This is a genomic window from Methylobacterium sp. B1, from assembly GCF_000333255.1.
In the GTDB taxonomy this organism is placed as follows: Bacteria; Pseudomonadota; Alphaproteobacteria; order Rhizobiales; family Beijerinckiaceae; genus Methylobacterium; species Methylobacterium fujisawaense.
This window is the reverse complement of the sequence record NZ_BACT01000279.1, coordinates 1-23,431: the sequence shown is the minus strand read 5'-3', so window position 1 is coordinate 23,431 and position 23,431 is coordinate 1. Positions and strand designations below refer to the sequence as shown.

Genomic DNA, 23,431 nt, shown 5'->3' with positions numbered 1-23,431 from the left:
GGCGGCTTCGGCCTGTGTGCATTCATAATTCTCACGCTTGCGTGAGCACGACGCAACGGCCGGCCGCGGGCAGAAGGCTAATCCTCCTCGGGCGGATCCTCGAACTCCGCACCCTCGGTGTCGGGGGCTATGCGGAACCGATATTCGTCGATCGTCAGAAACGCCCGGTGGGCCGCCTGCGGGTCGATCCCGTCGCGGACCACGAGGGTCTGGAAGTCGATGAAGAGGCGGGCGATGCGCGCCTCTTCCGACAGGGCGGCCAGGGCGGACGAGCTGGCGCCGGCGCGCATCATGTAGCGCTTCGCCTCGCCCGCCGTGTCGGGTGCGGGCAGGACGACGACCTGCCCGGCGGTTTCCGGCTTCAGCTCTGCCCAACGCAGGGGCGTCCAGGCGATGATGGCGTCGATCTGCTTCATCGAAAGCTCCGGCAGGAGGATGGGATCCGCCTACCGGGCGCGATCGGGAACGTCGAGGCTCTCGCCGTTCCGGATCAGGGCGCGCGCTCCAGCTGGCCGCGGATCTCACCCTTCGGGTTCGCGGCGGTGTGGAGGTTGAAGTAGATGCGGCCCGCAGCGAGATCGGCGGCCTTCGCGTCGTCGAGGATCGCCTCGCCGGAGAAGGGACTGCTCGCCGCCGTCACCGGAACCAGCACGCCGGCATTCTCACCGGCCTTGGCCGGACCATGGAAATGGGCGGCCGTGACCGGGCCGGTGAGACCGCTGTATCGTCCCGACCAGCTGAGGCGCTTGGCGGCGGGATCGAAGGTCGCGGTGATGTCGCCCGTGCCGGCGCCTGTGGTCGCCGGGACCTCGCTGCTGCCGGTGAGGGCCGCGCGATAGGTGGCGTCGTTGCCCGCCGCGATGGCCGGGCCGGCGAGGAGTGGCACGCCCAGCACGAGAAGGGCGGCGAGGCTGGTGTTCCAACGATGGTTCGTGCGCGCTGTGATCGAACGCTCCGCGATGTGACGGGCCTTCAGGCGGCCCGTATGTCAACCTAGCGGGCTTCGACGGACCGCACATGGCCGCCGCATCGGCGACGGTCGACTTCCGGTGACAGCCGGGCTGTCCCGTCCGCGATCGGCGGGACATGGATCGAGCCCGATCCGGACACGCGCTTTGCGCACCCAAAACCGTTGACAGCGAGCGTCCGCTCTTCCTATACCGCGGCCACTGCACGCATCGTCCTCGCGGACGGTCGTGCCGCGTGGCGGGGTAGCTCAGCTGGTTAGAGCAGAGGAATCATAATCCTTGTGTCGGGGGTTCAAATCCCTCCCTCGCTACCAAATTTCCCCGGGCGATTATCTTAGCCTGGACATGGTCTTAGACGATCTAGAGCACACTGGACGAACGCCGAGCCCTGGACCCCCCGTCCGGGGCTTTCTCATTCTCGGACGGGTTTCGGACGGGGTCTGCTCGAACCGTCCGAGTTCGGATCTCGGACGGGTTAGCGATCCGGCGCTGAGGCCGGCGCTCCCGCCGGTCCCGGCCGAGGGCCCGCGCCGGGTCCGCCGGGCGCTCGGCCCGCACGAGTCCCCTCCCACCTCGCGAGGCCCCCAGGAGGTCCTCCGCGAGCGCCCGAGCAATGGCGTCGCGCTCCTCCGCGGCCGCCTCGGCGATCCACTCGTAACCGTCCATGCACCATCTCCGCATTGTGAACAAAATAGGAACATGCGGATTGGATTTCAACGTGTCGGCCTTATGCGGAGGATATGACGGTTAGGGCCTCGCACGTTCAAGATATCACCGTTTCGGGCCCGCCTGGCGCCCTTATGCGCAACCCAGCCGCCGGCGATCTTCACCCTTCCTTCACCACGGTCCAGGGTCGGCCCGCCGCCCTGGTTGACCCGCCGCCGCGAGCTGCGATCCTCACGATTCGACCCCGCCCGAGAGGCCCCCGTGAAACGAATACGCGCCCACGCCCCGAACCGACCGATCCCCTAGGGGCGTGACGCCGCGCGCGCAGCCCCGCCACGGAGGCTGCCATCATGAAGCATCAGACGTTCAACGCCGCGACGACCTGGTTCAGCGCGGACGCCCACTTCGGACACCGAGGCATCCTGCGGATGTCCGGCCGCCCCTGGGACGACATCGCCCGGCACGACGAGGACCTGATCCACGCCTGGAACAGCCGGGTGAGGCCGGGCAACGATGTGTTCTTCCTCGGCGACTTCGCCATGAACAGTTCGCCGGAGCGGTGCCAGCAGGTGTTCGCGCGCCTCAACGGCAAGAAGCACTTGATCATCGGCAACCACGACGGCCCGCGCCACATCGGGCTTCCCTGGGCCAGCGAGCCGGCGGACCTGCGGACGGTGCACGTGGACGGCACGAGGATCGTGCTCTGCCACTACGCGCTCCGGACGTGGAACGGCTCGTGGCGGGGCGCCCTCCACCTGTACGGGCACTCCCACGGCGCGTTGCCCGGCACGTCCCGGTCCTGCGACGTCGGCCTGGACTGCTGGGGCTACCGGCCCGTCGGGCTCGCCGAGATCCGCGAGCGCCTAGCGGCGACGCCCACGCCACCCGAGGAGCAGCGCCCCGAGGACGACGCGGAATGAAAAGGGCCCCGGAGACGATCCGGGGCCCCTGGCTTTCGACGGTGGGTTGCCTCAGCGGCCCATGGCGGGCGCCGCGGCCTCCTCGGGCTCCTCGGCCCGGGGGCGGCGCTTGGGCATGCAGGCCTGGGGCGACGCCTTCTTCCTGGGCTGCATCGCCTTCTCCTCGGTACGCCGGTTGAGCTCGTCCACGTAGGCGCGCCGGATCGCGACGATGTTGACGTCGACCATGCTCTCCAGGGCCTGGATGCTCGTGTGTTCCGGCTGGAGCGTTTTCGTGAGAGGCGTCACCCGGCCCTCCGAGACGCGGCAGAGCGTCCAGCGTTTCTCCCCCTCCAGGCTGACCTCGACCCGCACCTCGTGCCCTGGCTTGGACACGCGGAGCGCGGTGTTCACCTCGCGCTGCCACGCCTGCTCGTCGAATCCCCCGGCGCGGTACGCGGCCCCCGGCGCGAAGAAGCGGTCGCCACCCGCCGCCGACATGCCGGCGGCGATCCTGTCCGCGTAGGGCGTCCTGCTGAATGCCATGTCCTGTCCCCTGTCCCTGCGGGCGCATCGCCCGTCCCGAAGACCAGGGTATTGAGGACCAAGCATAGCACCATGGCACTAGCGCGAAATCGCGCGCGATTCGGCCATCAGGCGCTTCCCCTCGGCGTAGAGCCGGTCATGGAGATCGACGAGCTCGCCATGCCGGGGGTGCCCGTAGTCTTTCAGGTATGCCCTGAGCCTCGCCGCGCTCCCCGCGCACCGGGCACCCCGCCGCCCGAGGGCCTCGGCGCGCTCGTGGGGCTTGGCCGGCTGCAGCCCGATCTTGAGTTCGGTTTCTCGAGGGGATTGCCCCTGATCACGCCGTCGAGGTTCGCCACGAGCGACGCCGCCCGGGCCTCCCGGCGCGCCGCGGCGAGGACGGACGGATCGGCGATGTCGGCCAGGGCGGCCGCCTCGACGGCGAGGACCTCCTGCAGCGGGGCGTCCCCGGCCGGCGCCAAGGCGACCGGCTCCGGCAGGGGGGCGGCGATCTCCTTGACGACGGCGCAGGCGCCCCGGGCGACGGGGGGCAGCCGGGGCGGCAGGCGGAGGGGAGAGACGGGGCGCATCAGGCAGCCTCTGAGAAGTTGGAGAGATCCTCGACCGCGACACGGACGTCGTAACCGTGCTCGGCGTCGAGGTTCTTCGTGATGCCGACGTCGCCGAACCGGGACGCCATGACGACCCGGACGCGCCGGCCGTCGTGGTCGGCGAACAGCACCGGGACCGGCGCGCGCCACATCGGAAAGCCGAGGCGCTCTTCCATCTCCGCGTTGAAGCGCTCGTCCGTCGTCGGGTACTTCGCCGACGCCGGCAGCCGATGGTAATCGAGGAACAGCCGCAGGCATTCGGGCTGGGTCGGGTCCTCGATGTAGTCGTCGCAGTGACGTGGCCCCGCCGGCTTCAGCGGCTCGCAGAGCCGCCGCCCTTCCAGGAACGGTGCCCAACGGTTGATCTCTAGCGCGCACGACCGACAGTAGTGCGCGCCGTTGCTCTCGTTGACCCACGTAGCTCCGGGCGCCTGACAGTCCGTGCGGTTGCACGAACCGCCGAGGAGCCCCTTGTCGGCCTTGATCACCGGCGGCTCGTAGGGCTTGCCGATCACCAGGGTCGGGGTGGAGGCGGTCTTAGATGCCCGCGCCCGCGCCTGGGCCCGCGACACGGAACGAACGAGGCTACCCATGGTCGGCCTCCTTCGGGGCGGGTGCGGGGGTCTCGTCGACGACGCCCGTGGCGGCCCCGATCATCGCCAGGACGGCGAACGCGAACACGAAGCCGCTCGCGACGAGGCTCGTCACCCACGCGGCCCGTAGGACATCACAGCCGTTGCCCGAGGCGACCGCCAAGATCGCGACGATGGCCCCGGCGGAGGTAGCGACCCGCCCGGGGCCGCCGCATGTGAGGGACAGGAGGGCGCGCATCAGAGGAAGGCCTCCGTGGCCGGCATGGGGGCGAGGCGCGCGATCTGGTCCAGGAACTCCTTCATCTTGCCGGCGTCGCCGGAGAACGACACGACGCCATCGGTCCAGAACACGCCGAGGACCTCGGCGCCCTCAGCGCCCTCGCGGTCGTGCACACCAGCTCCAACCCGCTTCCCGGGCGGCATCTCCACCGTCGCCCTGGCGCTCGTCTGCTCGAACGAGACAGCCTCGGGCTCGCCCCAGAACGGCCCGGCGGGCGGGCGGCGGTCGACGATGCGCTGGCGGAGCACCCAGACATTGCCCTGGGAGCCGTCGGGGGACGAGCCAGCGAGGGCGTCGTCGATCTCCTTGATGGACGGGAGCGCGCCCCTCAGGAGGCGGACGGCCTTGAGGTAGCCTGGGGCGTCCTCGTCGGGCTGGCGATCCCGCTCAATGGCGGCGAGCACAGAGGATTCGAAGGCTTTCCGATCTCGCAGGGCGTTCACCCAGGCAGTCCAGTCCGCGTCCGTGACCTCGCTCCAGTCCCCTGTCCGGCGTGCCTCGCTGACACGGAACGCACCCCCCATGGGTGGGGTGACCCCGAGCTCCCAAGCGCGCAGCCGTTCGGCTTCCCGCCGGCGGAGGATTTCTCTCCAGTCCATGCCGTGCTTCCGCACGATCTCGAACCCGTCCTTGTCGAGTGCACGCGCGAGCTCGGTCAGGGCCGATGCGTACATCCCCTAGCCGGCCTTGCCCCTGAAATAGGCGTGCCCCAGGGCGTTCATGACGATTTCTTCAGCTCGGCGCTCCACGGCGCTCTCCTGTTCTGAGGAATGCTTGAGATGGTCGGGGCGCCACTGACCGCCTGGCGCGTCGACGGGGGCCGGTCAGGCCGAGGTGAGGGCCGGCGTCGGGACGATCTCGAATCCCGACCGCGCGAGGGCTGCGACAAGCTCATCAGCCATGTCGTCGTAGTGGAAGCCATCGCCATGATAGCCGGCGAAGTACGCGTCGATGATCGCCCGCTGGACGAGGTTCCGGACGGTGACAGGACCGATGCTGAAACCGAGGGAGTCGACGAAGACCCCGTCGGTGGGCAGGATGGGCTGCTCGGCGTGGTCGATGAAGTCGACCGGCTCCGCCTCGATGGATTGCGCCACGCTGGCCGCGAGATCCTGCGCGAAGCGGCGGTGCTGGCCGCCGCGACGGTTGCAGAATTCGTCGATGCGGTCGCAGGCCTCCGACAGTGTGGCGTACGGCGGGAAGGCGATCCCGAGCCCTGACACGAAATACCCGCGTTCCGTGTCCGTTCGGCCCTCGATGACGGCGCCGCGGTAATCCCAGAATGGCTTGTGGGTGCCATCGGAGCGGAGGCGGTCGGGGTGTCCGACGTCGTAGGGGCGGTCGGCGAGCGGTCGCTTCACCAGGGGATGCTCACGCTTGATCATGTCTGTCTCGATGGGCTGGATGGGGGGGCTTTTCTGGTGTGGGGCGCCACTGCCGCCTGGCGCCCGACGGGGATCTCACTTCCGGGGCGGCAGGCGTGGTCGCGGCGTGGGAACGGTGACGCGGCCGCGGCCGAGCGGCGGCAGGGGCGAGCCTGATCGCGACGGCGCCGGCGGAGCGTCGGCATCGAGTTCGGCGACGATCTGCGCGTGGGCCTCCGCGGTGGTCGCGGCGGTGGGCGGCCGGTCGGCCTCCGTGAGGGCATCGGCGAGGACGTGGATCGCCTCGCGCGACGCCATGAGGAGCGCCCGCTCGACCTTGCCGACGGCGTCCTGCAGAGCTTTGGAGCGAGGGCCCGCGGCCCAGGCGGGGTGGGCCTTGGCCGTCGCGAGGGCCTCGGCGAGGCGCGACCGGGTCTCGCGCGCGTCGAGCGTCACGAGGCCGTCCCCGAATGCCGTGCGGGTCATGCCACTCTCCGGCGGATCTCCGCGATGAGGCCCGGGAGGCACAGGGCGAGCAGGCGCGCAACCCTAAGGCTCTCGTGCCGCTGGTCGCGGTCGCCACGGTCGACGCCGAGGCGCTCGCACAGGGCATCCAGGCTGCCCTTCTCCCCGGGCCATAGAATCTTGGAGATGAGCCGGGTGTCCACGATGGGACCCCACGACACGGCCCGGCCGGCGCGCTCGAACTTTATGTCAAGGAAGCCCACGTCGAAGCGGGCGTTGTGCGCGACGACCGTCGTCGCGCCGAACTCCTCGTCCAGCCCCGCCAAGATGTTCTCGATGTCGAAGGCCCGCTCAGCGAACACCGCGCACCCGGCGAGGCGCTCATCCGACAGGCCGTGGACCGCCAGAGCCTCCGGCGAAGACTTCCGCCCCTCTGGGTTGAACGCGGCCACGTAGGCGGTGCGGGATTCGAGCGAAACTCCCTCGCCGTGCTGCCACTGCGGGCTCCGGTCAGAACCGTACGTGGTGGTCGAGCAGACCTGGGCCTGGAGGATCGCGAGGGAGACTATCCGGTCGCCGTCGAGCGGATGCAGGCCCGTCGTCTCGCAGTCGACGCAGAGCACCGGACCGGAGAGCAGCCGGAGGGTCTCGCGTAGGTCGGGCAGGCGCTCGATGTCTACGGCGTCCCGGCTGCCTACGCGGGTGACGACGGCCTGGTGGAGCGAACCGACGCGGGCCTCGCGGTCGGCGACGAGGGCCCGCGTCAGGGCGATCTCGCGGCCGGTTAGACGGTCGAGCTCCCCGCGCACGTAGGCGAGCTCGTCGGCGGGGTGGAAGGCGCCGGTCATCAGGCCTGTCCCCCGTGGACGGTGGCGCGGGACACGCGGCGCATGGCCTCGAACCGCTCGACGTCGCGGGCGATCTGGCGCGAGGGCGCGCCCTGCACCCTGTTGATCTTGGCGAGCATGCGCGCGGCGGCTTTTTGCTCGGCGCGGTAGGACGCCGCCGGGCGGGGCGGCTCACTGGTCTGCATCGGTGGGCTCCTCGACGGGTCGGTAGGTCGGCTCGTCACGACGCAGCCCGAGGACCTCCAGGATCTTGGGGCCGGGCTCGGCATCGCCGGCGAGGACGGCCGAGACGTACGAGGGCGAGACGGAATGCATCCGCGCCCAGGCCCGCTGACCGCCGACAGCGGCACAGGCGTGCACGAGGCGCTCCCGCACCGTCATGCTCGATAGTGGCCGCGTTCCCCGTCGCCGTTGCACTGAACCGCCCCGCATAGTCGTGAAGAGTGAAATATGCTCGCGTCGGAAGCTGTCCGCAAGTAGTCTAACAGTAATACGCGGTTTCTGCATGTGCCAGTCCTACACATACGCGGATCCCGTGTCTTTGTGGGAGCGGATCAAGAGCGGGTGTCGCCCTTAGATCGCGTCGATCTACTTGGATTGCCCGGGGTGTATGCCTACAGTTGTTCGATGATCACCGCCCGCCTGCCCGCCAGCCGCTGGCTTTGGACCGCCGAGCTCGCCGACCGCGCGACCGGCCACGTCTGCAACAATTTCCCGCTCAGGCCGGCCCGCTACGAGGGGCGCGGCCTCAACCTCGTCGCCGTCCACGAGCTGCAGGAAGCGCCCGGGGCGCTCCTCGTGTCGACGCCGGCCGGGACGTCATCCCGGGGCGCGGGCTACTGGGGCGGCTCGCATGTCGTCCATCGCCTCGGCGCCGACGGTTCCCTCGCGCGCGTGCGCGTAGAAGAAGCCGCCGACGCGCTCGACCCCGCCGGTGCCACGGCCCGCCTGCACAGGCGGCTCGCCCTGGCCGCCGGGCTGAGCCTCGAAACGACCCGCCTGAGGATGCGCGAAGGCCACGGCTACGAAGGCGGCACGTGCACCGAGTGGTCTGGCTACTGGGCGGTCATCGAGAAAGCGACGCGGCTACAGGTCTGGGCCAGGGCGCCTTCCTACGAGGAGATGACCGCCGCCGGCCTCCCCATCGTCCGTTCCGACACCCCCGAGGCCCGAGCCGCCGCGGCGAGGATCTGGGGCCCCTGAAAAAGCGCACGTGCGGCCCTGGTGAGATGCATACGTGCGCGGAGAATGGTGTCCGGGACCACGCACGAACGGGAAGGGATCACGACATGCGCACGCTCAAGAAGGTGGCCATCCTCGCGATGATGATGATGGCCGCGATGGCAAAAACGGTCTGGGAAGCCGGCCGTTGGGTGACGAAGAGCCTCCTGCCGAACCTGGTCTCCCCGCCCGCCGGGGACGACGTCGAGGAGGCCATGGAGCGGGTCGCGGCGACGCCTCCGGCGGATGGCGGCGCGCCCCTGCCGCTCGTCACCGTCGACGTCGGCCAGCATGTGTTCGATTTCGCCCTGTCGAAGGTCAGCGGCGGCCGGCACCCGGCTCCCTCGATGGCGGAGATCCCCGAGGATGTCGTCCGCTGGGCCGCCAGCCTCTCCGATGCCGAACTCCGGCGTCTGACGCAGCACGGACCGCGCCGGGTTGGCGAGCACGCCCTGGGCGTCAGGGCCATCGCTGACCTGCCGCTCTGCCGGGAGCCGCGCATCGAGCCCAGATTCGCGAAAATCGGTGGCCGCGTCCAGTTCATCGGCGAAATCATGAAGGCGGACGTCGGGCCGGCCCTGGCCCGCGAGAAGACGCCCCAGGAACGGACGCTCGCGATCCTGGAGGACCTCATCGACGATCAGCCGGAGACGACGACGCTACGGGCCGCCTGACCGCCCCGGCCACGTCCGAACGAGAGAGGGCCGCCCCAATCGGGACGGCCCTCTCTTTTTGTTCCGAAATCTCGTTCGCCCCTATTGTGCCTTGCCCCGTGCACACTTTGTCGTGCTCTCACGTGCGCACGTCGGCATCTCTGCGCACTCCGTCATGCCGCCGAGCGCATCGAGCGGATCGCGGCGGCCATGCGGGCGAGCTTGCCCTCAGCACCGAGGGCCCGCACACGCCACTGATCGCTCTCCGCGCGCAGCCGAGTGACCTCCGCCTGCAGGTCGGCGATGCAGTTCGCGTCGCTCTGCACGCGGGCGGCGACCTTCCCGACGGCGGTGAGGTTCCGCTCGCGCTGCTCGTAGGCAGCCTTCTGACGGGCCTGGACGCGATCCTGGTGCATGGTGAAGGCCACGCCGGCGAGACGCTGCAGGCTGCCGTCGAGGTGCTGGGCGATGGTGTGTGCGTGCATGGCGGCCTCCTGTCGTCGAGACATGAGATCGCCATCCGACGAATCGAGGCAAGCGCCGATTCGCGCCTCGGTAAACGCTTCCCTGGCCGGGAATACGTAACCTGCACCTATCGAGACCCCCTGCAGGGAGGTGTTCGTGCGGTGAGGGAGCGCCCCGTTACTTGCTGTGTCTGTAACGCCGATGCGGCGATCCTGTAACGTCTTGTGGAGGTAGCACGGAGCCTCCCCCACGGCCCTCCCTGCTGAAAGCCGGTTTTCGCCGGTACTACACAAGCGCTCGTGCGACTCCTGAAAGCGGACATGTTTTCCGGCACTACACTAGCAGTAATAACCCTATTGTGTCCGTTCTGATGCTCGCGACGGCTCCCCGAGGAGCAGACGCTCTGGTCGGCTGACGATGCAGGTACCTTTCAAGGTTCGATGAGTTCGACCTGATCTGATGGGAGCAAACGCCACCAGGCATCCGGTGAGCGGAAGGCGTCGTAGGCCAGCCGCAGGATCGTCTCCGGCTGCCGATGTGACGGGTCGATCCCACCGCGGGCCTCGTTGCGGGCCAGGAGCATCTCCCAGGAAAGGTCGAACACCTTCCACTCGACCCGGAGACCGTATCGCTCGACGACCTCAAGCTCGGCCTCGAACACCTTTCGGGTCAGGTGGGTGTCGGCCATCACAACGCTGAACCCCGCCGCCAGGGCTGCATCCAGGGCAGCGACCTTCACACCGTGGAGCAGTCGGCGCGCCCCCTCGTCCCAGTCCGTCCGGCGTACCTGCCAGTAGACCTGACGGTCCGGCGGCCAGAATGTCTGCCGCAGGTCGTCCAGGGTGAGGTGCACCCAGCCCTGCAGCGGGTCGTACCGGCGCGCGTAGGTCGTCTTACCCGCGCCGGGGCACCCGATCAGCCCCACCACCCTCTGTCGGCGCGGGGGTGCCTCAACGTCCATGGAGCGCTGGGTCAGGCATGGTTGGCGGCGTCCTCGTCCTCGTCGAGCTCGGGGTCGGCCTCGACGGTCTCACCGCGCAGGTAGCGCGCTTGGACCTCGGCGACGCGGCGAGCCGCCTGCGCGTGGCGGTTCGACACCGGGCTATCCAGGCCGCGCTCCCCGCCGCGCTTGGCCGCGAGCAGGTCCGGATCTCCCCAACGATCGAGGAGGGTCTGAAAGGCGTCGTGCCGGGCCACGTCGAAGGCGATCCGCTGGCCCATCATGTCCTTGTAGGGGTGAGCCGGATGAATGCCGGCACAGGGAACCCAGCCTGCCGGAATCGGGGTGGTCGCCGCATGAGTGCGGCCGCCGCGCAGGAGCTTGGGCAGGACGTGGGTGTGAGGGCCCTCCGGGCTGGTGCCGCCAGGGCCCGGGATCGGGGCATAGACCTCGATGCGGCCGACCCGGGCGATGAACACCCGGTGGGGGCTCAGCGCGACGAGTTGGCGACCGATGGGGCTCGCAAGGTCGAACAGCGGCAGTCCGACGCCGGATCGCAGGCAAGCGATGGCCTCCGGGTGGCTCGTGCGCACGCAGGCATCGACCGCCAAGAGACCAAGGCCCAGATCGAACAGGATGGCGTCGCGGTCCCGTTCGCGGGCGGCGTCCCGGTCCGGGCCGAGTTCCGTCACCACGCCGCGCCGGTTCATCGCGCAGCTCGCCTCAGGCAGGCAAAGGGCGACGGCGTGGTTCCAGCCGGTCGAGACGGGGGTCTCGTAGGCCACCGGACGCAGGTCGGGACTGGGAGCGAGCGCGATGGCGCCCCGCTCCGTTGCAAGACCCATGCGGCCGTCCGGCAGCGGCAACGTGGCCTCGTCGGAGTCGCGCATGAACTCGGCGATGGCCCCGAAGCTGCCGAGGATCCAGGCGGTGCCGGGGTCGGCCAGAGCTTCCTGCAGCAGGGTTGTGACCGCGTCAGCCTGTGTTGGTGACGTCATCGCGTTCCTCCGTCTGAGCCCCGGACCGCGCCCAGGGCAGGATGTATCGTGTTCCGTCCGAAGCCCAGCCCCGCTCGGCCGTGACGCCGAACGCCCTGGCGAGCAGCACGTCGGTCAGGGCTTCTTCCGGGGTACCGTCGGCAACGAGGCGGCCACCGGCCAGCACGACTATGCGGTCGCAGAACCTGGCCGCGAGCGTCAGGTCGTGCAGCACGGCGACGACGCCGGTGCCGTCCCGGGAGACGCTCCGCAGAAGCGTCATCGCGTCGAGTTGGTGCGCTGGGTCGAGGGCCGTGACCGGTTCGTCGATAAGAAGCCACGGCGCCTCGACCGCGAGCGCCCGGGCGAGCAACGCGCGCATGCGCTCTCCCGAGGAAAGGGTCGGCTCGGGTCGGTCGGCGAGGTGGAGGACGTCGGTGCGCGCCATCGCCCGTGCGACCGCGGCATCGTCGGCCTCGGCGGGAGATGCGAAGGCCCGGCGGTGCGGCAGCCGGCCGAGGGCCACGATTTCGCGAACCGTCATCGGCCAGCCGACCCCCGCACCCTGGAACAGGGCGGCGATGCGACGGGCCCGCTCCTCACGGCCCATGCCGGCTAGCGGACGGGCTTCCAGGGTGACCCGCCCCCGGTTCGGGGTGATCAGCCCCGCCAGGACGCGAAGAAGCGTGGTCTTGCCGGCTCCGTTCGAGCCGACCAGCCCGACGAAGCGGCCCGGCTGAAAGGTCAGATCGATGTCCGAGAGGATGGCCCGGCCATCCAACTTCACCTGGGCGTCGTGCAGGCCGAGGCTCATGCCCGCTTCCCGCGACTGCGCAGGAGCAGCACGATCAGGAATGGCGCCCCGACCAACGCCGTCACCACGCCGAGCTTGAGTTCCGGCCGGGTGGCGAGCAGGCGCACGCCGATATCTGCCGTAAGGACCAGGACCGCCCCCGCGAGGCCGCTCGGCAGCAGGCAGGCGCCGGGGCGGGCACCGACGAGCGGCCGCATCAGGTGCGGCACGACGAGGCCGACGAAGCCGATGGCGCCGGAAACCGCGACCCCGCTGCCGACGGCCAGGGCCGCACCGGTGACGAGACGCAGACGCACGGAAACGAGGCCGACCCCGAGGCTCGCGGCGGTGTCCTCACCGAGCGTGAGGGCGTCGAGTGCGGAGCCGGTCGACAGCATGAGGGCCCAGCCGACAGCCATCAGCGGCAGGCACAGGAGCACGTGGTCCAGACTTCGGTCGCTGAGAGAGCCCATCAGCCAGAACACGATCTCCAGGGCCGCATAGGGGTTCGGCGAGAGGTTCAGTGCCAGCGCGGTGAGCGCCCCGGCCAGGCTGGACACGCCGACTCCCGCGAGGATCAGCCCGAGGGTGCTGCCGCCGCGGGCGGCGAGCGCGTTCAGGAGGAGCGCGGCAATACCGGCACCGGCGATGCCGCCGAGCGGCAGGGCAAGGCTCATGGAAGCGGCGAAACCGCCGTAGAAGACGACGACCGCACCGAGCGCCGCAGCCGAGGAGATGCCGAGGATGCCGGGGTCCGCGAGCGGGTTGCGCAGGTATCCCTGCATCGCGGCGCCGGTCAGGCCGAGGCTGAAGCCGACCAGCGCTCCGAGCAGGGCGCGCGGAACACGAAGCTCCCACAGGACCAGGGCCGGGAGCGTCGTGCGGCCTGCGATGAGGTCAGCGAAGGCGGCGGGCACGTCGAAGGGCGCGTAGCCTATGGCGATGGAGGCGAACGTGAGCGCGACGACGGCGAGGCCGAGGATGGCGATGACGGCGCGCCGGCCTCGCGGCGTACCGAGGCGCCGGGATGCCGCGGGGCTGAGCGCGGAAATGGGGGCGTTCATGGTCCGAGCGCCCGTCTATTCGCAGCCTCGGCGAGCCGTGCCACGACCTCGGCGACCTGAGGCCCCGGACAGGTCCAGAAGCGGTTCGGGATGTCGACCGTCCGATGCGTCCGCGCCAGGACCCTGAAAACGGGATGGTGCAGGAGCGTGTCGGCCAAGGAAGGCCAGCCCGGCGCTCCTTCATCGACGACGATCAGGTCCGGGTTCGCCAGCGCCGCGGCTTCGAGGGGCACCTGCCCCAAGCGGTCACGCCCGATCTCGGCCGAGACGTTGACGAGGCCGGCGGCGCGGATCAGCGCGTCCCCGAGCCCGCCGGGTGCCACCGTGAAGGCGTTGGGACGCATCACCAGGGCGCGCATAGGCTGCTTGACTGGCACGATGGTGGCGAGACGCGCATCGAGCGCGGCGACCATCTTCTCGCCCCGTTCGGGATGGCCGAGCGCCGCCGCGACCTGCCGAATCTGGGCGCGGACGCCGTCCAGGTCGGCCGGCACGCCGAGTTCGAGCACGGGGGCGCCGACGCGCTTGAGCATGCCCACCGTCGTGCGCGTCGTGAAGGCACCGGCGATGACCAGGTCGGGCTTCAACGCGACGACCTCCTCGGTGAGCCCCCGCGTCACCGGCAGCCCGACCGCCTCGGTCGCGACCGTCGACCCGCGCGGGTCGCGGGCGAGGTAGGTGACGGCCAGAACCTGGCCACGGTCGGCCAGGCGCAGGACGAGCTCGTCGGCGCACAGGTTCATCGAGACCACCCGCACGGGTGCCGCCGCCGCGCCCATGGGTACGGCGGACATCATGGCCGCGAAGGTGATCACGAGGCGCGACGGCATCCGCGACCTCAAAACGACGTCACGCGGACGCCGCCGTAGACGGCGAGCCCCGGGCCCTGGAAGCCGGTGGGGTTCTGGTAGCGCTGGTCGAACAGGTTATCGATCCGCCCGAACACCGTCAGTGTCTCGCTCCAGGCGTAGTTGACCGACAGGTTCACCAGCGTGAAGCCGGGAGCCTTCAGGCGCGGCACGGAGAAGTCCCGGTTGCCGTCCACGAACGACCCCAACACGATGAGCGTGCCGGTCATGGTCAGGCCCGGCATCAGGTTCCAGATCGCGGTGGCGCTGACCTTGTTGCGAGGCCGACGCAGCAGCTCCTGTTGGGCGATCTCGTCCTTCGTCACCGTGGTGGTCCAGTCCAGCCGCCCGCTCCAGAACTCGTTAAAGCGCAGGGCGACGAAGCTCTCGGTGCCGTAGGCAGTCGCACGGCCGACGTTCACGTTGGTGGAGAAGGTCGGGTAGTAGGCCGTCTGGATCAGATTCTTGAAGTCGGTCTGATAGTAGGTCGCGCCCACGGTCATGAAGCCGTCGAACAGCGGCTGCTCGAAGCCGCCGTCGAATCCGAAGCTTTCCTCCGGCCGCAGGTTCGGGTTCCCGAAGAAGCGGAAGCCCGGGTAGTCCTGATAGAGCTGGCTCAAGGTCGGCGGCTTGAAGCCGGTCCCGACGCTGCCCTTCAGGCGGGTCCCGGTGCCGGGCACGATGTAGCTCGGCGCCACCCGGAAGGTGGTCGCGCCGCCGAACTGGTCGTTCGCGTCGTGGCGGATGTTGGCGACCAACGCGGCGCCTGCGAAGGGCGTGGTCTGAAGCTCGGCGAAGCCGGCGGTGTTGCCGTTGGACCGGTCGATGCCCGTCGTCTCGAATCGCTCGTCCTCGCGCTGGGCCCCGAACAGGAAGAGGTTGCCGGGCGAAAATTGCCAGTCGCCGCGGTAGTCGAAACGGGTTCGCTCGCCGAGGTAGGTGGTGGGCGTCGGTGGGGCGAGCGGGTCGAGCGGGCCGGCGAACAGGCGGTCGAACTTCGAGTAATTCGCGCCGAAGACGTTGTGGAAGCCCGGCACCGGCGTCCACTCGGCCTCGCCCCTCATGATCAGCTGCTGCTGGTCGTTGAGGTTCCGGTACGGCAGCGGCGCGTACGGGAAGCCGCCGTCGGCCTGGTCGAGGTAGGCGCTGTCGGAGAAGCGCAGGACGTAGTTGAGGCGGAACTCGTCGGTGAGTTGCGCCCCGAGCTTGGTCGAGACCGTCTTGATGTCGGTGAAGGCGGTCCGCAGCGGTACGCCGCGGGGCAGCAGCTCGAACGGGGTGACCTGCACGGCGGATTGCCGGATGTGGCCGACCGACACCGAGTAGTCGAAGATCCCCTCCGAGCCGGAGACGTTGCCGAACTGGTTGAAGATGCCGAACGAGCCGCCTTCGACCGTCGCCATTGCCCGAGTTGGCCCTTCGCCACGCTTGGTCACGACGGAGATGACGCCGCCGATGGCGTCGGCCCCGTAGAGGCCGCTCTGGGGCCCGCGCAGCACTTCGATCCGCGAGAGGTCGTAGGTCTGCAACTGGCTGAAGTCGAAGGCGCGGTTCGGGGTCGAGGGGTCGTTGACGTCGATGCCGTCAATCTGAACCTTCACGTGGTTCGAGTTGGTGCCGCGGATGAAGACCGAGGTCTGGCCGCCGGCGCCGCCGGTCTGCACGACGTTGAGGCCCGGCACCTGCTGCAGAGCATCCGGCACCGTCCGGCGCTGCTGCTCCTGAAGCAGGCGGTCGGTGAGCACGGTGACACTCGATCCTGTGTTGGCAATCGGCGTCGGCACGCCGGTGGCCGACACGGAGATCTCGGACAGCGAGACCGCGGCCTGCGCGCCTCCCTGAGCATCGGCGAAGGGCGCGGCGACCTGCTGCGAGCGGGCGGGAATGGAGACGAGCAGCGCGGATGCGGCGCAGGACAGCGCTAGGCTGCGCCGAAGCGCGGAAGGGACGGAACAGGACACGGGACGGCCTCGGGGGACGGCTGTGGCACGTCACCGCGAACGAGGCCTCGGCGGTCGCGTCCTCCGAGGAACCACGACGCCGCGACACCTCCCAGGACACCCCGCCCGGCAAGCTCCGCGTGTGACCACGGCTGACGGCAGGTCTCCTGGCTCGCGGGTCGTCGCCCTCTCATCGTCTTCCCGGGCGAGGCCGCCCAGTGACGTGGTGATGAAGGACTCGCCGCTTACAGTTGCGGGGGCAGCCGCGGCATCGGTCGAGCCCTCACGGGCGTGACCTCACCGCGTTCCCTTTTGATCCCCGAGGGGAACCGTCACGCTCAAGCTAAGCTGCGGTGCATCTATCCGTCAACGCACGGAAGCACATTGTTCAGATGTGTGGCTTTTGAGGCGTCAATCGATGTCTGAGCAGGGTGGATTTCCGCCGATCCGTTTTGAATTCACACCCTCGCCAAGCGACGAACGTCCGCCGGGCTATCATAGGATTGAGGTGGGGCGTGCTGAACACCTCTGCGAAGGGTGTCCAATCCTCGGTCGCGGTGAACACCCTGTAGGAAATGGTTCACGGTCAAGCTTGGGCAGTGTATGACGTTCGGCAACGATCCTCATACCGCGACCCATACATGACCAAGTCGGCGACCCTCGCCGTCGCCGCGTTGGCGGCGAGCTTCCTCGGACCGCCCCAGACAGCCGCCGGGCAACTCACCTACTCGTGGCCCTCGAACGTCGGACCGCTGAACCCGCACCTCTACGCGCCCAACCAGATGTTCGCGCAGGCGAGCCTCTACGAGCCTCTGGTAAAGTACCGCGATGATGGATCGGTCGAGCCCTGGCTCGCGACCTCGTGGAACATCTCTGAGGACGGGCGGACCTACGATTTCGTCTTGCGCCCCGGCGTCACCTTCAGCGACGGGGTTCCCTTCGACGCGGCCGCGGTCAAGGCGAACTTCGACGCGATCCTGGCCAACCGCCCGCGGCACGCGTGGCTCGATCTCGTCCAGCAGATCGAACGCACAGAAGTTGTTGGGCCTCTGGCGTTCCGCCTCGTCCTGAAGGCGCCGCACTACCCGACACTGCTCGAACTTTCCCTGCCGCGGCCCTTCCGGTTCCTGTCTCCGAAGGCCATGGGCCCCGGCGGTACGACGGCCGTCAACATCAGGGCGCCGGTCGGCACAGGGCCGTGGCGGCTCGTCGACACCCAGCTCGGCGTCTCCGACACGTTCGAGAGCAACCCGGGTTACTGGGGCCCGAGACCCATCTTCGACCGGCTCGTCGTCAAGGTCATCCCCGATCCTAACACCCGCGTCATCGCCCTGCAGACGGGGGAGATCGACCTCGTCTACGGCGCGGGCGGACAGATTCCTTCGGAAGCCTTCGTCCGACTTCGAGACATGGCCCCGAACTTCGCCTCAGCGGTCTCGCCGCCGCTGGCGACCCGGGTGCTCGCGATGAACTCCGCGCGCTTCCCGACAGATGATCGGGCGGTCCGCCTCGCCATCAACCACGCCGTCGATAAGGACACGCTGGTCCGGACGGTACTCGATGGGATCGAGCCGCGCGCGGACTTCCTGTTTGCGCCGCGCGTGCCGTACGCCGACGTCGGGCTGAAGCCCTACGGCTTCGACCGGGCCGCGGCCTCCCGCATGCTCGATGCAGCCGGCTGGACGCTTGGGCGTGACGGCGTGCGTGCGAAGGACGGACGCCGCCTTGCCGTCGAGGTTGATTTCGTCGGTACAAACGCTCAGCAGCGGGCGATTGCCGAGGTTCTCCAGGCCGACCTTGGGCGCGTGGGCATCGATAGCCGGCTGATCGGCGAGGAGGAGAGTTCGATCCTGGCCCGCCAGAAGGACGGCCGCTTCGGCCTCATCTTCGGCGAGACCTGGGGGCCGCCCTACGATCCCGCCTCCTTCATCAGTTCGATGCGCACCCCGTCGCACGCGGACTATCAGGCGCAGGTCGGGCTGCCGGAGAAGCCCGGCATCGACGCGGCCATCGCGGAAGTCCTCGCCTCGACGGACGAGACTGAGCGCCGACGGCTTTATGCCAAGCTGCTGACTACCCTCCACGAGGCCGCGATCTACCTGCCGATCTCTCACTCCGTGGCCATTGAGGTCCATCGCCCGACCATCGCGGGCGTCGGCTTCGGGGCGACGATCAACGAGATCCCCTTCGCGGCGATGCGGCCGGCGGCCCGGTGACCGGCATGCCGATGCTCCGCTTCATCGCCGTGCGTCTCGCGCTGATCCCGCCGATGCTGCTCGGCGTGTCGATCCTCGTGTTCGTGATGCTCCGTCTTGGCCAAGGCGACCCGGCCCTCGACTACCTGCGCCTCTCGCAGATCCCGCCGACCGACGCCGCCCTCGCCGACGCACGCATCCTGCTCGGCCTCGACCGACCGTTCGTCGTCCAATACCTCGATTGGCTCTGGCGTGCGCTTCAGGGTGACTTCGGCCTCTCCTACGTCACGCGCCGGCCGGTCCTGCCTGAGCTCCTCGGCTACCTGCCCGCGACCCTCGAACTGGCCGGGACCGCGCTCGCCGTCACCATCGCGGTCAGCCTGCCGCTGGGCGCCTGGGCGGCCACGCATCGCGGCGGCTGGCAGGATCGCCTCGTGCGTGGGATCGCCGTGCTCGGCGTCTCACTGCCGAATTTTTGGATCGCCTTCCTCCTCGTCGCGCTCTTCTCGGTCACCTTGGGCTGGCTGCCGCCGATGGGCCGAGGCACGCTCGCCCACCTCATCATGCCGGCGCTGGCGATCTGCCTGATGTCGCTGTCGGTCAACGCGCGCCTCCTGCGGGCGAGCATGCTGGAGGCCGCGGGTGGGCGTCACGTCCTCTATGCGCGCCTGCGCGGGCTCTCCGAGGGAGCCGTGCAGCGCCGGCACGTGTTCCGCAACGCCCTGGTGCCGGTCGTGACCGCCACCGGCATGCATGTCGGCGAGCTCCTGGGCGGCGCCCTCGTGGTGGAGACGATCTTCTCGTGGCCGGGCGTCGGCCGCTACGCGGTCTCGGCGATCTACAACCGCGACTACCCGGTCATCCAGTGCTTCACCCTGGTCATGACCGCGGTGTTCGTCCTCTGCAATCTCGCCGTCGACATCGCCTACGCGTGGCTCGATCCGCGCATTCGGCTGGGTGCGGAGGAGGCGGCATGAGGCTGTCCGAATCCTTAAAGGCCACCCGCACGGGCCTTGGGCCCTTCGCGGTCCCGGTCGCGGTCGCCTTGGTAATCCTCCTTCTGGCGCTTCTCGGACCGCTAGCCGCGCCGCACGACCCCCTGGCCGTGAACCTCACGGTCCGCTTCGCGCCATCGAGCCTCGTCCACCCCCTCGGCACCGACCACCTCGGGCGGGACATCCTGTCCCGCCTGATCACCGGTGCCCAGACGACGCTTGGCGCCGTCGCGGCCGCCCTCGCGCTTGTGGTCGCACTCGGCCTTGGGGTCGGCGCCCTCTCAGGCATGATCGGCGGCCGGACCGACGCCGTGCTCATGCGTCTGTGCGACGTGTTCCTCACCGTGCCGACCTTCGTGCTGGCGCTGTTCCTGATCGGCGCGTTCGGCACCGGCCTCGTCAACGTCATCGCGGCCATCGCCCTGTCTCACTGGGCTTGGTACGCCCGCATCGTCCGAGGTCTCGTCCTCGAACTCAAGACGCGCGACTACGTCCTGGCCGCCCGGATCGCGGGGGCGTCGCCGGCGGCGGTCTTCATCGAGCACGTGCTGGCGGGGGTCCTGCCGCCGCTCGCCGCGCTCGCCACCCTGGACGTCGGCCACATGGCCCTCCACGTCGCCGGCCTGTCCTTCCTCGGCCTCGGCGTGCAGCCTCCGACCGCGGAATGGGGCGTGATGATCAACGAGGCCCGAACCTTCTTCTGGACACGGCCCCTGCTGGTCGTTTGGCCAGGGCTCGCGATCGCCGTCGCCGTCCTTGCGTTCAACCAACTCGGTGACGCGCTGCGCGACCGCCTCGATCCGACGCTGGTTGCGGAGCGGGGCCTATGAACCCGCGCGTGCTCCGGGCCGAGAACCTGCGCGTCGAGACCCGGCGCGGAGCCGAGGCCGTGCCGCTGGTCGCGGACGCGTCGTTCGAGTTGCGCACGGGCGAGGTGCTGGCCCTCGTCGGCACGAGTGGCTCGGGCAAGTCGCTGGCCTGCGCGGCGCTCCTCGACACGCTGCCGCCGGGGACCAGGCGCGTCGCTGGTCGCGTCCACCTCGATGGCACGGCGGTGGCATCCGCTGAGCTCCGCGGCCGGACAGTCACCACCGTACTCCAGGCCCCCCGCTCGGCCTTCAACCCGCTCCGCACGATTGGCGACCACGCCGGTGAAACCGGCGCGGCTGCGGGCCTCCGGCGTACCGAGAGCCGCGCGGCGATGCGCGAGGCGTTGGAGGCCGTCGGGCTCGGCGACGATCCACAGGTACCCGACCTCTACCCGTTCCAGATGTCGGGCGGCATGCTCCAGCGCGCCATGATCGCGCTCGCCTTGCTCGCGAGGGCTCCCTTCCTGGTCGCCGACGAGCCGACAACGGATCTCGACCTCGTCGCCCAGGCTCGTATCCTCGACCTGCTGGCAGCCCTCGTGCGCGACCGAGGCCTCGGCCTCCTGATCGTCACGCACGATCTGGGCGTCGTCGCCCGCCTCGCTGATCGCATGGCGGTGATGGCGGACGGACGGATCGTCGAGACGGACGACACGGCATCAGTCTTCGCACGGCCGGACCGACCGGAGACGCGGGCGCTGCTCGCGGCCCATCAAGCCCTCCATGAGGCCGCGCCATGACGGCCCTCCTGTCCGCCCATGGGCTCGGCAAAGTCTACGCCGGCACTGGCTGGCGCCCCGGCACGCCTCGACCCGTCCTCGCAGATGTCGAGTTTGCCATCGAGGACGGCGAGTGCGTCGCCCTGATCGGACGCAGCGGTTCCGGCAAGAGCACGCTCGCCCGCCTCCTCCTCGGCCTGGAACGACCCTCTGCCGGTGTCGTGCGGTTCCGCGGATTGGGTCTGGCCGGGCTCGACGACGCTGGACGGCGAGCTTTCAGGTCGGCGGTTCAGATGGTTCTCCAGGACCCGCTCTCGGCGGTGAACCCACGACACAAAATAGGCCGGACGATTGCGGAGCCGTTGCGGCATCTCACCGGCCTCTCGGCGGCGGCGAGGCGAGCCCGGGTTCATGCGCTGCTGTCTTTAGTCGGGCTCGACCAATCCATGATCGGGCGGCTCCCCGGCCAGCTCTCCGGCGGCCAGGTGCAGCGCGTCGGCCTCGCCAGGGCGCTGGCGACCCGACCTGCGCTCATCGTGCTCGATGAGGCGGTCTCGAACGTGGACGCGCCGCTGCAGATCGAGATCCTCGACCGCCTCGCTGTCCTGCGACGTGAACAGGGAACCGCGTTCCTGCTCGTCACGCATGACATCCGTCTGGCGCGCCGGTTCGCGGATCGGGTTGTCGTTCTCGACGCCGGGCGGATCGTCGACGCGTCGCCGTGCCGACCGAGGCTTGCGCTGGGGCATCCGGCCGCGCGCGAGCTCGTCGACGCCGTCCTCCCGGCCTTCCCAGTGGTTGCAAGCTGATGCAGCGGATTACCGTCACCCTGGACCACGAACTCGTCGAAGCGGTCGACCGGATCGCCGAGGTCCGCTGCTACGCAGGCCGTTCGGAGGCGATGCGCGACCTGCTGCGTCGAGGGCTCGCGGAGGCGCGCCGGGAGCGCGACCCCGACCATGCCTGCGTGGCGACCTTCAGCTTCGTGGCGGAAGCCGGCGTGCGCGACCTCGGGCAGCGCCTCGCGGAGGAACAGCGGGCACGGCATGACCTCGTCATCACGCAGGTGCAGGTGCCGCTGGACCACGAAGCGGCGTTGCACACCCTCGTCCTGCGTGGGCGTGTCCGGGAGATCCACGCCTTCGTCGACGCAATCGCGACGCAGCGCGGCGTGCGCCACGACAGCCTGTCAATCATCCCAGCGCAGATCGAGGTCGTGGACCACCCGCACGGGCACGCGCCCCATCCACACGAGCATATCCGGACGTGACGATGCGCGCGCTCGATCCGACCCGTGCCCCTGTCCGTCGGCGACTGACCCGGCCGCCGCATCGCACGAGAAGCGGCACCGGCCTCGCGTTGGCGGCCGTGCTCTCCGCCGGTACGCCAGTGGGCGAGGCACGGGCGCAGGAGAGCGTCGCGCTGGATGAATTGTCGGTTGAGGCAGTTGGGACTGGCGCCCCGGCCGGCACGACGACCGCCGCCGGCACGATTGGCCAGATCGGACCGACGCCGGGCTTCGGTGCCGGGCGGGCGGTGAGCAGCACCAAGATCGACACGCCGCAGCTGGACGTGCCCCAGGTCGTCTCCGTCGCGCCGCGCGAGGTCATCACCGACCTCGCCGCGACCCGCGTCGACCGGGTGTTTAACTACCTGCCGGGCGTCGCGCAACAGAACAACTTCGGCGGCCTGAGCATCTTCAGCTACGCCATCCGCGGGGTGACCACCTCGGAGATCTACCAGAACGGCTTCCCCCTCAACCGCGGCACGCCGCCCCCGCCCGACGCGCAGAACATCGAGCGCATCGAGGTTCTGAAAGGCCCTGGCGCCGGCCTGTTCGGACGCAGCGATCCGGGCGGGCTCGTCAACATCATCACCAAGCAGCCGACCGCACAACGCTTCGTCGAGTTCGGCAATCAGGTCGACTCGTTCGGCCTGACCCGCGGGACGGTCGACGCGGGTGGTCCGCTCAACGAGGACGGCACCGTCCTCTACCGCTTCAACTTCGCGGCCCAGGGCGCAGGAAGCTTCCGCGACTTCGTCGACAGCGACCGGCTGCTCGTCGCTCCGGTGGTGAGCTGGCAGATCACGCCGGACACGCGCATCACCGTCGAGGCCGACATCCAGCGGAACCGGATCATCTTCGACCGGGGCGTGATCGCCATCAACAAGCAGCTCGGCTTCCTGCCGATCTCGCGCTTCCTCGGGGAGCCGGGACAGAGCACCTACCAGAGCCAGAACATCCTCCAGGCGCGCATCGACCACCGCTTCAACGCGGACTGGCAGATGCGGCTGGCGACGCACTTCGCCACCGGAACCCTGGACGGCGAGTCTGCCGAGATCCGCTCTATCGCCTCCGACAACCGGACGGTGGCCCGAGACCGGAACGTGCGCGATTATCGCTGGGACGTCGCGGTCGGGCAGGCGGACCTGATCGGGCGCTTCGACACCGGCGGGATCAGCCACACGCTGCTTCTCGGCTTTGAGCGCGAGAGCACTGACAGGCGGACGCTCTACCTGCGCTCGAACTTCC

Annotated in this window: 29 protein-coding genes, 1 tRNA gene and 1 riboswitch; of the genes, 11 read left to right on the top strand and 19 right to left on the bottom strand. The window is 69.6% G+C overall.

Annotation, left to right across the window (positions count from 1 at the left end; translation table 11 throughout):
- Window positions 1-77: 77 nt before the first annotated feature.
- Both I53_RS08150 and I53_RS08145 read right to left on the bottom strand, forming a co-directional pair.
- Window positions 78-416: a hypothetical protein gene (locus I53_RS08150; protein WP_043348958.1), complete on the bottom strand. Its 339-nt coding sequence runs from the start codon at window positions 414-416 to the stop codon at window positions 78-80.
- A gap of 74 nt (window positions 417-490) precedes the next feature.
- Window positions 491-946, bottom strand: a complete 456-nt coding sequence (locus I53_RS08145) for a CHRD domain-containing protein (RefSeq protein ID WP_043348956.1) — start codon at window positions 944-946, stop codon at window positions 491-493.
- Between the two features lie 259 nt (window positions 947-1,205).
- Between I53_RS08145 and I53_RS08140 the strand changes: the two genes are divergently transcribed.
- Both I53_RS08140 and I53_RS08130 read left to right on the top strand, forming a co-directional pair.
- Window positions 1,206-1,282, top strand: a tRNA-Met gene (locus I53_RS08140).
- Between the two features lie 702 nt (window positions 1,283-1,984).
- A complete protein-coding gene (locus tag I53_RS08130) occupies window positions 1,985-2,554 on the top strand; it encodes a metallophosphoesterase (RefSeq protein WP_043348950.1) in 570 nt (189 codons plus the stop codon).
- 51 nt (window positions 2,555-2,605) lie between these two features.
- Here I53_RS08130 and I53_RS08125 read toward each other — a convergent pair whose 3' ends face one another.
- From I53_RS08125 to I53_RS08080, 10 genes are all read right to left on the bottom strand, one after another.
- On the bottom strand, window positions 2,606-3,079 hold the full coding sequence (locus I53_RS08125) for a hypothetical protein (protein WP_043348948.1): 474 nt from the start codon (window positions 3,077-3,079) through the stop codon (window positions 2,606-2,608).
- A 182-nt stretch (window positions 3,080-3,261) separates the two neighbouring features.
- A complete protein-coding gene (locus tag I53_RS08120) occupies window positions 3,262-3,648 on the bottom strand; it encodes a hypothetical protein (protein WP_043348946.1) in 387 nt (128 codons plus the stop codon).
- Window positions 3,648-4,262, bottom strand: coding sequence for a hypothetical protein (locus I53_RS08115; protein ID WP_148291091.1), 615 nt, complete (start codon window positions 4,260-4,262; stop codon window positions 3,648-3,650). The genes I53_RS08120 and I53_RS08115 overlap by 1 nt, the downstream gene beginning before the upstream one ends.
- Window positions 4,255-4,500 (bottom strand): hypothetical protein, encoded by a 246-nt coding sequence (locus tag I53_RS08110; protein WP_043348941.1) that lies wholly within the window; start codon window positions 4,498-4,500, stop codon window positions 4,255-4,257. Before I53_RS08110 ends, I53_RS08115 begins: the two co-directional genes overlap by 8 nt.
- On the bottom strand, window positions 4,500-5,216 hold the full coding sequence (locus tag I53_RS08105) for a hypothetical protein (RefSeq protein WP_043348940.1): 717 nt from the start codon (window positions 5,214-5,216) through the stop codon (window positions 4,500-4,502). The genes I53_RS08110 and I53_RS08105 overlap by 1 nt, the downstream gene beginning before the upstream one ends.
- Before the next feature lie 150 nt (window positions 5,217-5,366).
- Window positions 5,367-5,927, bottom strand: coding sequence for a hypothetical protein (locus tag I53_RS08100; RefSeq protein ID WP_043348937.1), 561 nt, complete (start codon window positions 5,925-5,927; stop codon window positions 5,367-5,369).
- A gap of 75 nt (window positions 5,928-6,002) precedes the next feature.
- On the bottom strand, window positions 6,003-6,392 hold the full coding sequence (locus tag I53_RS08095) for a hypothetical protein (RefSeq protein ID WP_043348935.1): 390 nt from the start codon (window positions 6,390-6,392) through the stop codon (window positions 6,003-6,005).
- A complete protein-coding gene (locus I53_RS08090) occupies window positions 6,389-7,219 on the bottom strand; it encodes an exonuclease domain-containing protein (protein WP_043348933.1) in 831 nt (276 codons plus the stop codon). The genes I53_RS08095 and I53_RS08090 overlap by 4 nt, the downstream gene beginning before the upstream one ends.
- Window positions 7,219-7,404 carry a hypothetical protein gene (locus I53_RS08085; protein WP_043348930.1) on the bottom strand — a complete coding sequence of 62 codons (186 nt, stop codon included), beginning with the start codon at window positions 7,402-7,404 and terminating at the stop codon, window positions 7,219-7,221. The genes I53_RS08090 and I53_RS08085 overlap by 1 nt, the downstream gene beginning before the upstream one ends.
- Window positions 7,391-7,600 carry a hypothetical protein gene (locus I53_RS08080; protein ID WP_043348928.1) on the bottom strand — a complete coding sequence of 70 codons (210 nt, stop codon included), beginning with the start codon at window positions 7,598-7,600 and terminating at the stop codon, window positions 7,391-7,393. The genes I53_RS08085 and I53_RS08080 overlap by 14 nt, the downstream gene beginning before the upstream one ends.
- A 225-nt stretch (window positions 7,601-7,825) precedes the next feature.
- Here I53_RS08080 and I53_RS08075 point away from each other — a divergent pair, with 225 nt between their 5' ends.
- Together I53_RS08075 and I53_RS08070 are read left to right on the top strand one after the other, a co-directional pair.
- The gene (locus I53_RS08075) at window positions 7,826-8,422 is read left to right on the top strand and encodes a hypothetical protein (protein WP_148291090.1); all 597 of its coding nucleotides are present in this window, start codon (window positions 7,826-7,828) and stop codon (window positions 8,420-8,422) included.
- Window positions 8,423-8,508: 86 nt separating this feature from the next.
- Complete coding sequence (locus tag I53_RS08070; protein ID WP_043348924.1) at window positions 8,509-9,114, top strand: hypothetical protein; 606 nt, start codon at window positions 8,509-8,511, stop codon at window positions 9,112-9,114.
- A gap of 152 nt (window positions 9,115-9,266) precedes the next feature.
- Here I53_RS08070 and I53_RS08065 read toward each other — a convergent pair whose 3' ends face one another.
- The 7 genes from I53_RS08065 to I53_RS08035 form a co-directional block, all read right to left on the bottom strand.
- Window positions 9,267-9,578 (bottom strand): hypothetical protein, encoded by a 312-nt coding sequence (locus tag I53_RS08065; RefSeq protein ID WP_043348921.1) that lies wholly within the window; start codon window positions 9,576-9,578, stop codon window positions 9,267-9,269.
- A 410-nt stretch (window positions 9,579-9,988) separates the two neighbouring features.
- Window positions 9,989-10,519 carry an AAA family ATPase gene (locus I53_RS08060; protein ID WP_043348918.1) on the bottom strand — a complete coding sequence of 177 codons (531 nt, stop codon included), beginning with the start codon at window positions 10,517-10,519 and terminating at the stop codon, window positions 9,989-9,991.
- Between the two features lie 11 nt (window positions 10,520-10,530).
- Window positions 10,531-11,496 (bottom strand): hypothetical protein, encoded by a 966-nt coding sequence (locus tag I53_RS08055; RefSeq protein WP_043348917.1) that lies wholly within the window; start codon window positions 11,494-11,496, stop codon window positions 10,531-10,533.
- Window positions 11,474-12,289, bottom strand: coding sequence for an ABC transporter ATP-binding protein (locus tag I53_RS08050; RefSeq protein WP_043348914.1), 816 nt, complete (start codon window positions 12,287-12,289; stop codon window positions 11,474-11,476). The genes I53_RS08055 and I53_RS08050 overlap by 23 nt, the downstream gene beginning before the upstream one ends.
- Window positions 12,286-13,332 (bottom strand): iron ABC transporter permease, encoded by a 1,047-nt coding sequence (locus I53_RS08045; RefSeq protein ID WP_043348913.1) that lies wholly within the window; start codon window positions 13,330-13,332, stop codon window positions 12,286-12,288. The genes I53_RS08050 and I53_RS08045 overlap by 4 nt, the downstream gene beginning before the upstream one ends.
- The gene (locus I53_RS08040) at window positions 13,329-14,162 is read right to left on the bottom strand and encodes an ABC transporter substrate-binding protein (protein WP_043348911.1); all 834 of its coding nucleotides are present in this window, start codon (window positions 14,160-14,162) and stop codon (window positions 13,329-13,331) included. Before I53_RS08040 ends, I53_RS08045 begins: the two co-directional genes overlap by 4 nt.
- Before the next feature lie 8 nt (window positions 14,163-14,170).
- On the bottom strand, window positions 14,171-16,141 hold the full coding sequence (locus tag I53_RS08035; RefSeq protein ID WP_043348908.1) for a TonB-dependent receptor domain-containing protein: 1,971 nt from the start codon (window positions 16,139-16,141) through the stop codon (window positions 14,171-14,173).
- A gap of 118 nt (window positions 16,142-16,259) precedes the next feature.
- Window positions 16,260-16,469: riboswitch (cobalamin riboswitch) on the bottom strand.
- A gap of 292 nt (window positions 16,470-16,761) precedes the next feature.
- Here I53_RS08035 and nikA point away from each other — a divergent pair.
- The 7 genes from nikA to I53_RS08000 form a co-directional block, all read left to right on the top strand.
- Window positions 16,762-18,336: a nickel ABC transporter substrate-binding protein gene (gene nikA / locus I53_RS08030; RefSeq protein WP_043348906.1), complete on the top strand. Its 1,575-nt coding sequence runs from the start codon at window positions 16,762-16,764 to the stop codon at window positions 18,334-18,336.
- Between the two features lie 11 nt (window positions 18,337-18,347).
- The gene (gene nikB, locus I53_RS08025; protein ID WP_043348966.1) at window positions 18,348-19,292 is read left to right on the top strand and encodes a nickel ABC transporter permease subunit NikB; all 945 of its coding nucleotides are present in this window, start codon (window positions 18,348-18,350) and stop codon (window positions 19,290-19,292) included.
- On the top strand, window positions 19,289-20,140 hold the full coding sequence (gene nikC / locus I53_RS08020) for a nickel ABC transporter permease subunit NikC (protein WP_085987635.1): 852 nt from the start codon (window positions 19,289-19,291) through the stop codon (window positions 20,138-20,140). The genes nikB and nikC overlap by 4 nt, the downstream gene beginning before the upstream one ends.
- Window positions 20,137-20,919 carry an ATP-binding cassette domain-containing protein gene (locus tag I53_RS08015; RefSeq protein WP_043348903.1) on the top strand — a complete coding sequence of 261 codons (783 nt, stop codon included), beginning with the start codon at window positions 20,137-20,139 and terminating at the stop codon, window positions 20,917-20,919. Before nikC ends, I53_RS08015 begins: the two co-directional genes overlap by 4 nt.
- Complete coding sequence (locus I53_RS08010) at window positions 20,916-21,707, top strand: ATP-binding cassette domain-containing protein (RefSeq protein ID WP_043348902.1); 792 nt, start codon at window positions 20,916-20,918, stop codon at window positions 21,705-21,707. The genes I53_RS08015 and I53_RS08010 overlap by 4 nt, the downstream gene beginning before the upstream one ends.
- The gene (nikR, locus tag I53_RS08005) at window positions 21,707-22,168 is read left to right on the top strand and encodes a nickel-responsive transcriptional regulator NikR (RefSeq protein WP_043348899.1); all 462 of its coding nucleotides are present in this window, start codon (window positions 21,707-21,709) and stop codon (window positions 22,166-22,168) included. Before I53_RS08010 ends, nikR begins: the two co-directional genes overlap by 1 nt.
- A 2-nt stretch (window positions 22,169-22,170) precedes the next feature.
- Window positions 22,171-23,431, top strand: a 1,261-nt coding sequence (locus I53_RS08000) for a TonB-dependent receptor plug domain-containing protein (protein WP_251982255.1), incomplete at its 3' end; no start/stop codon positions are given.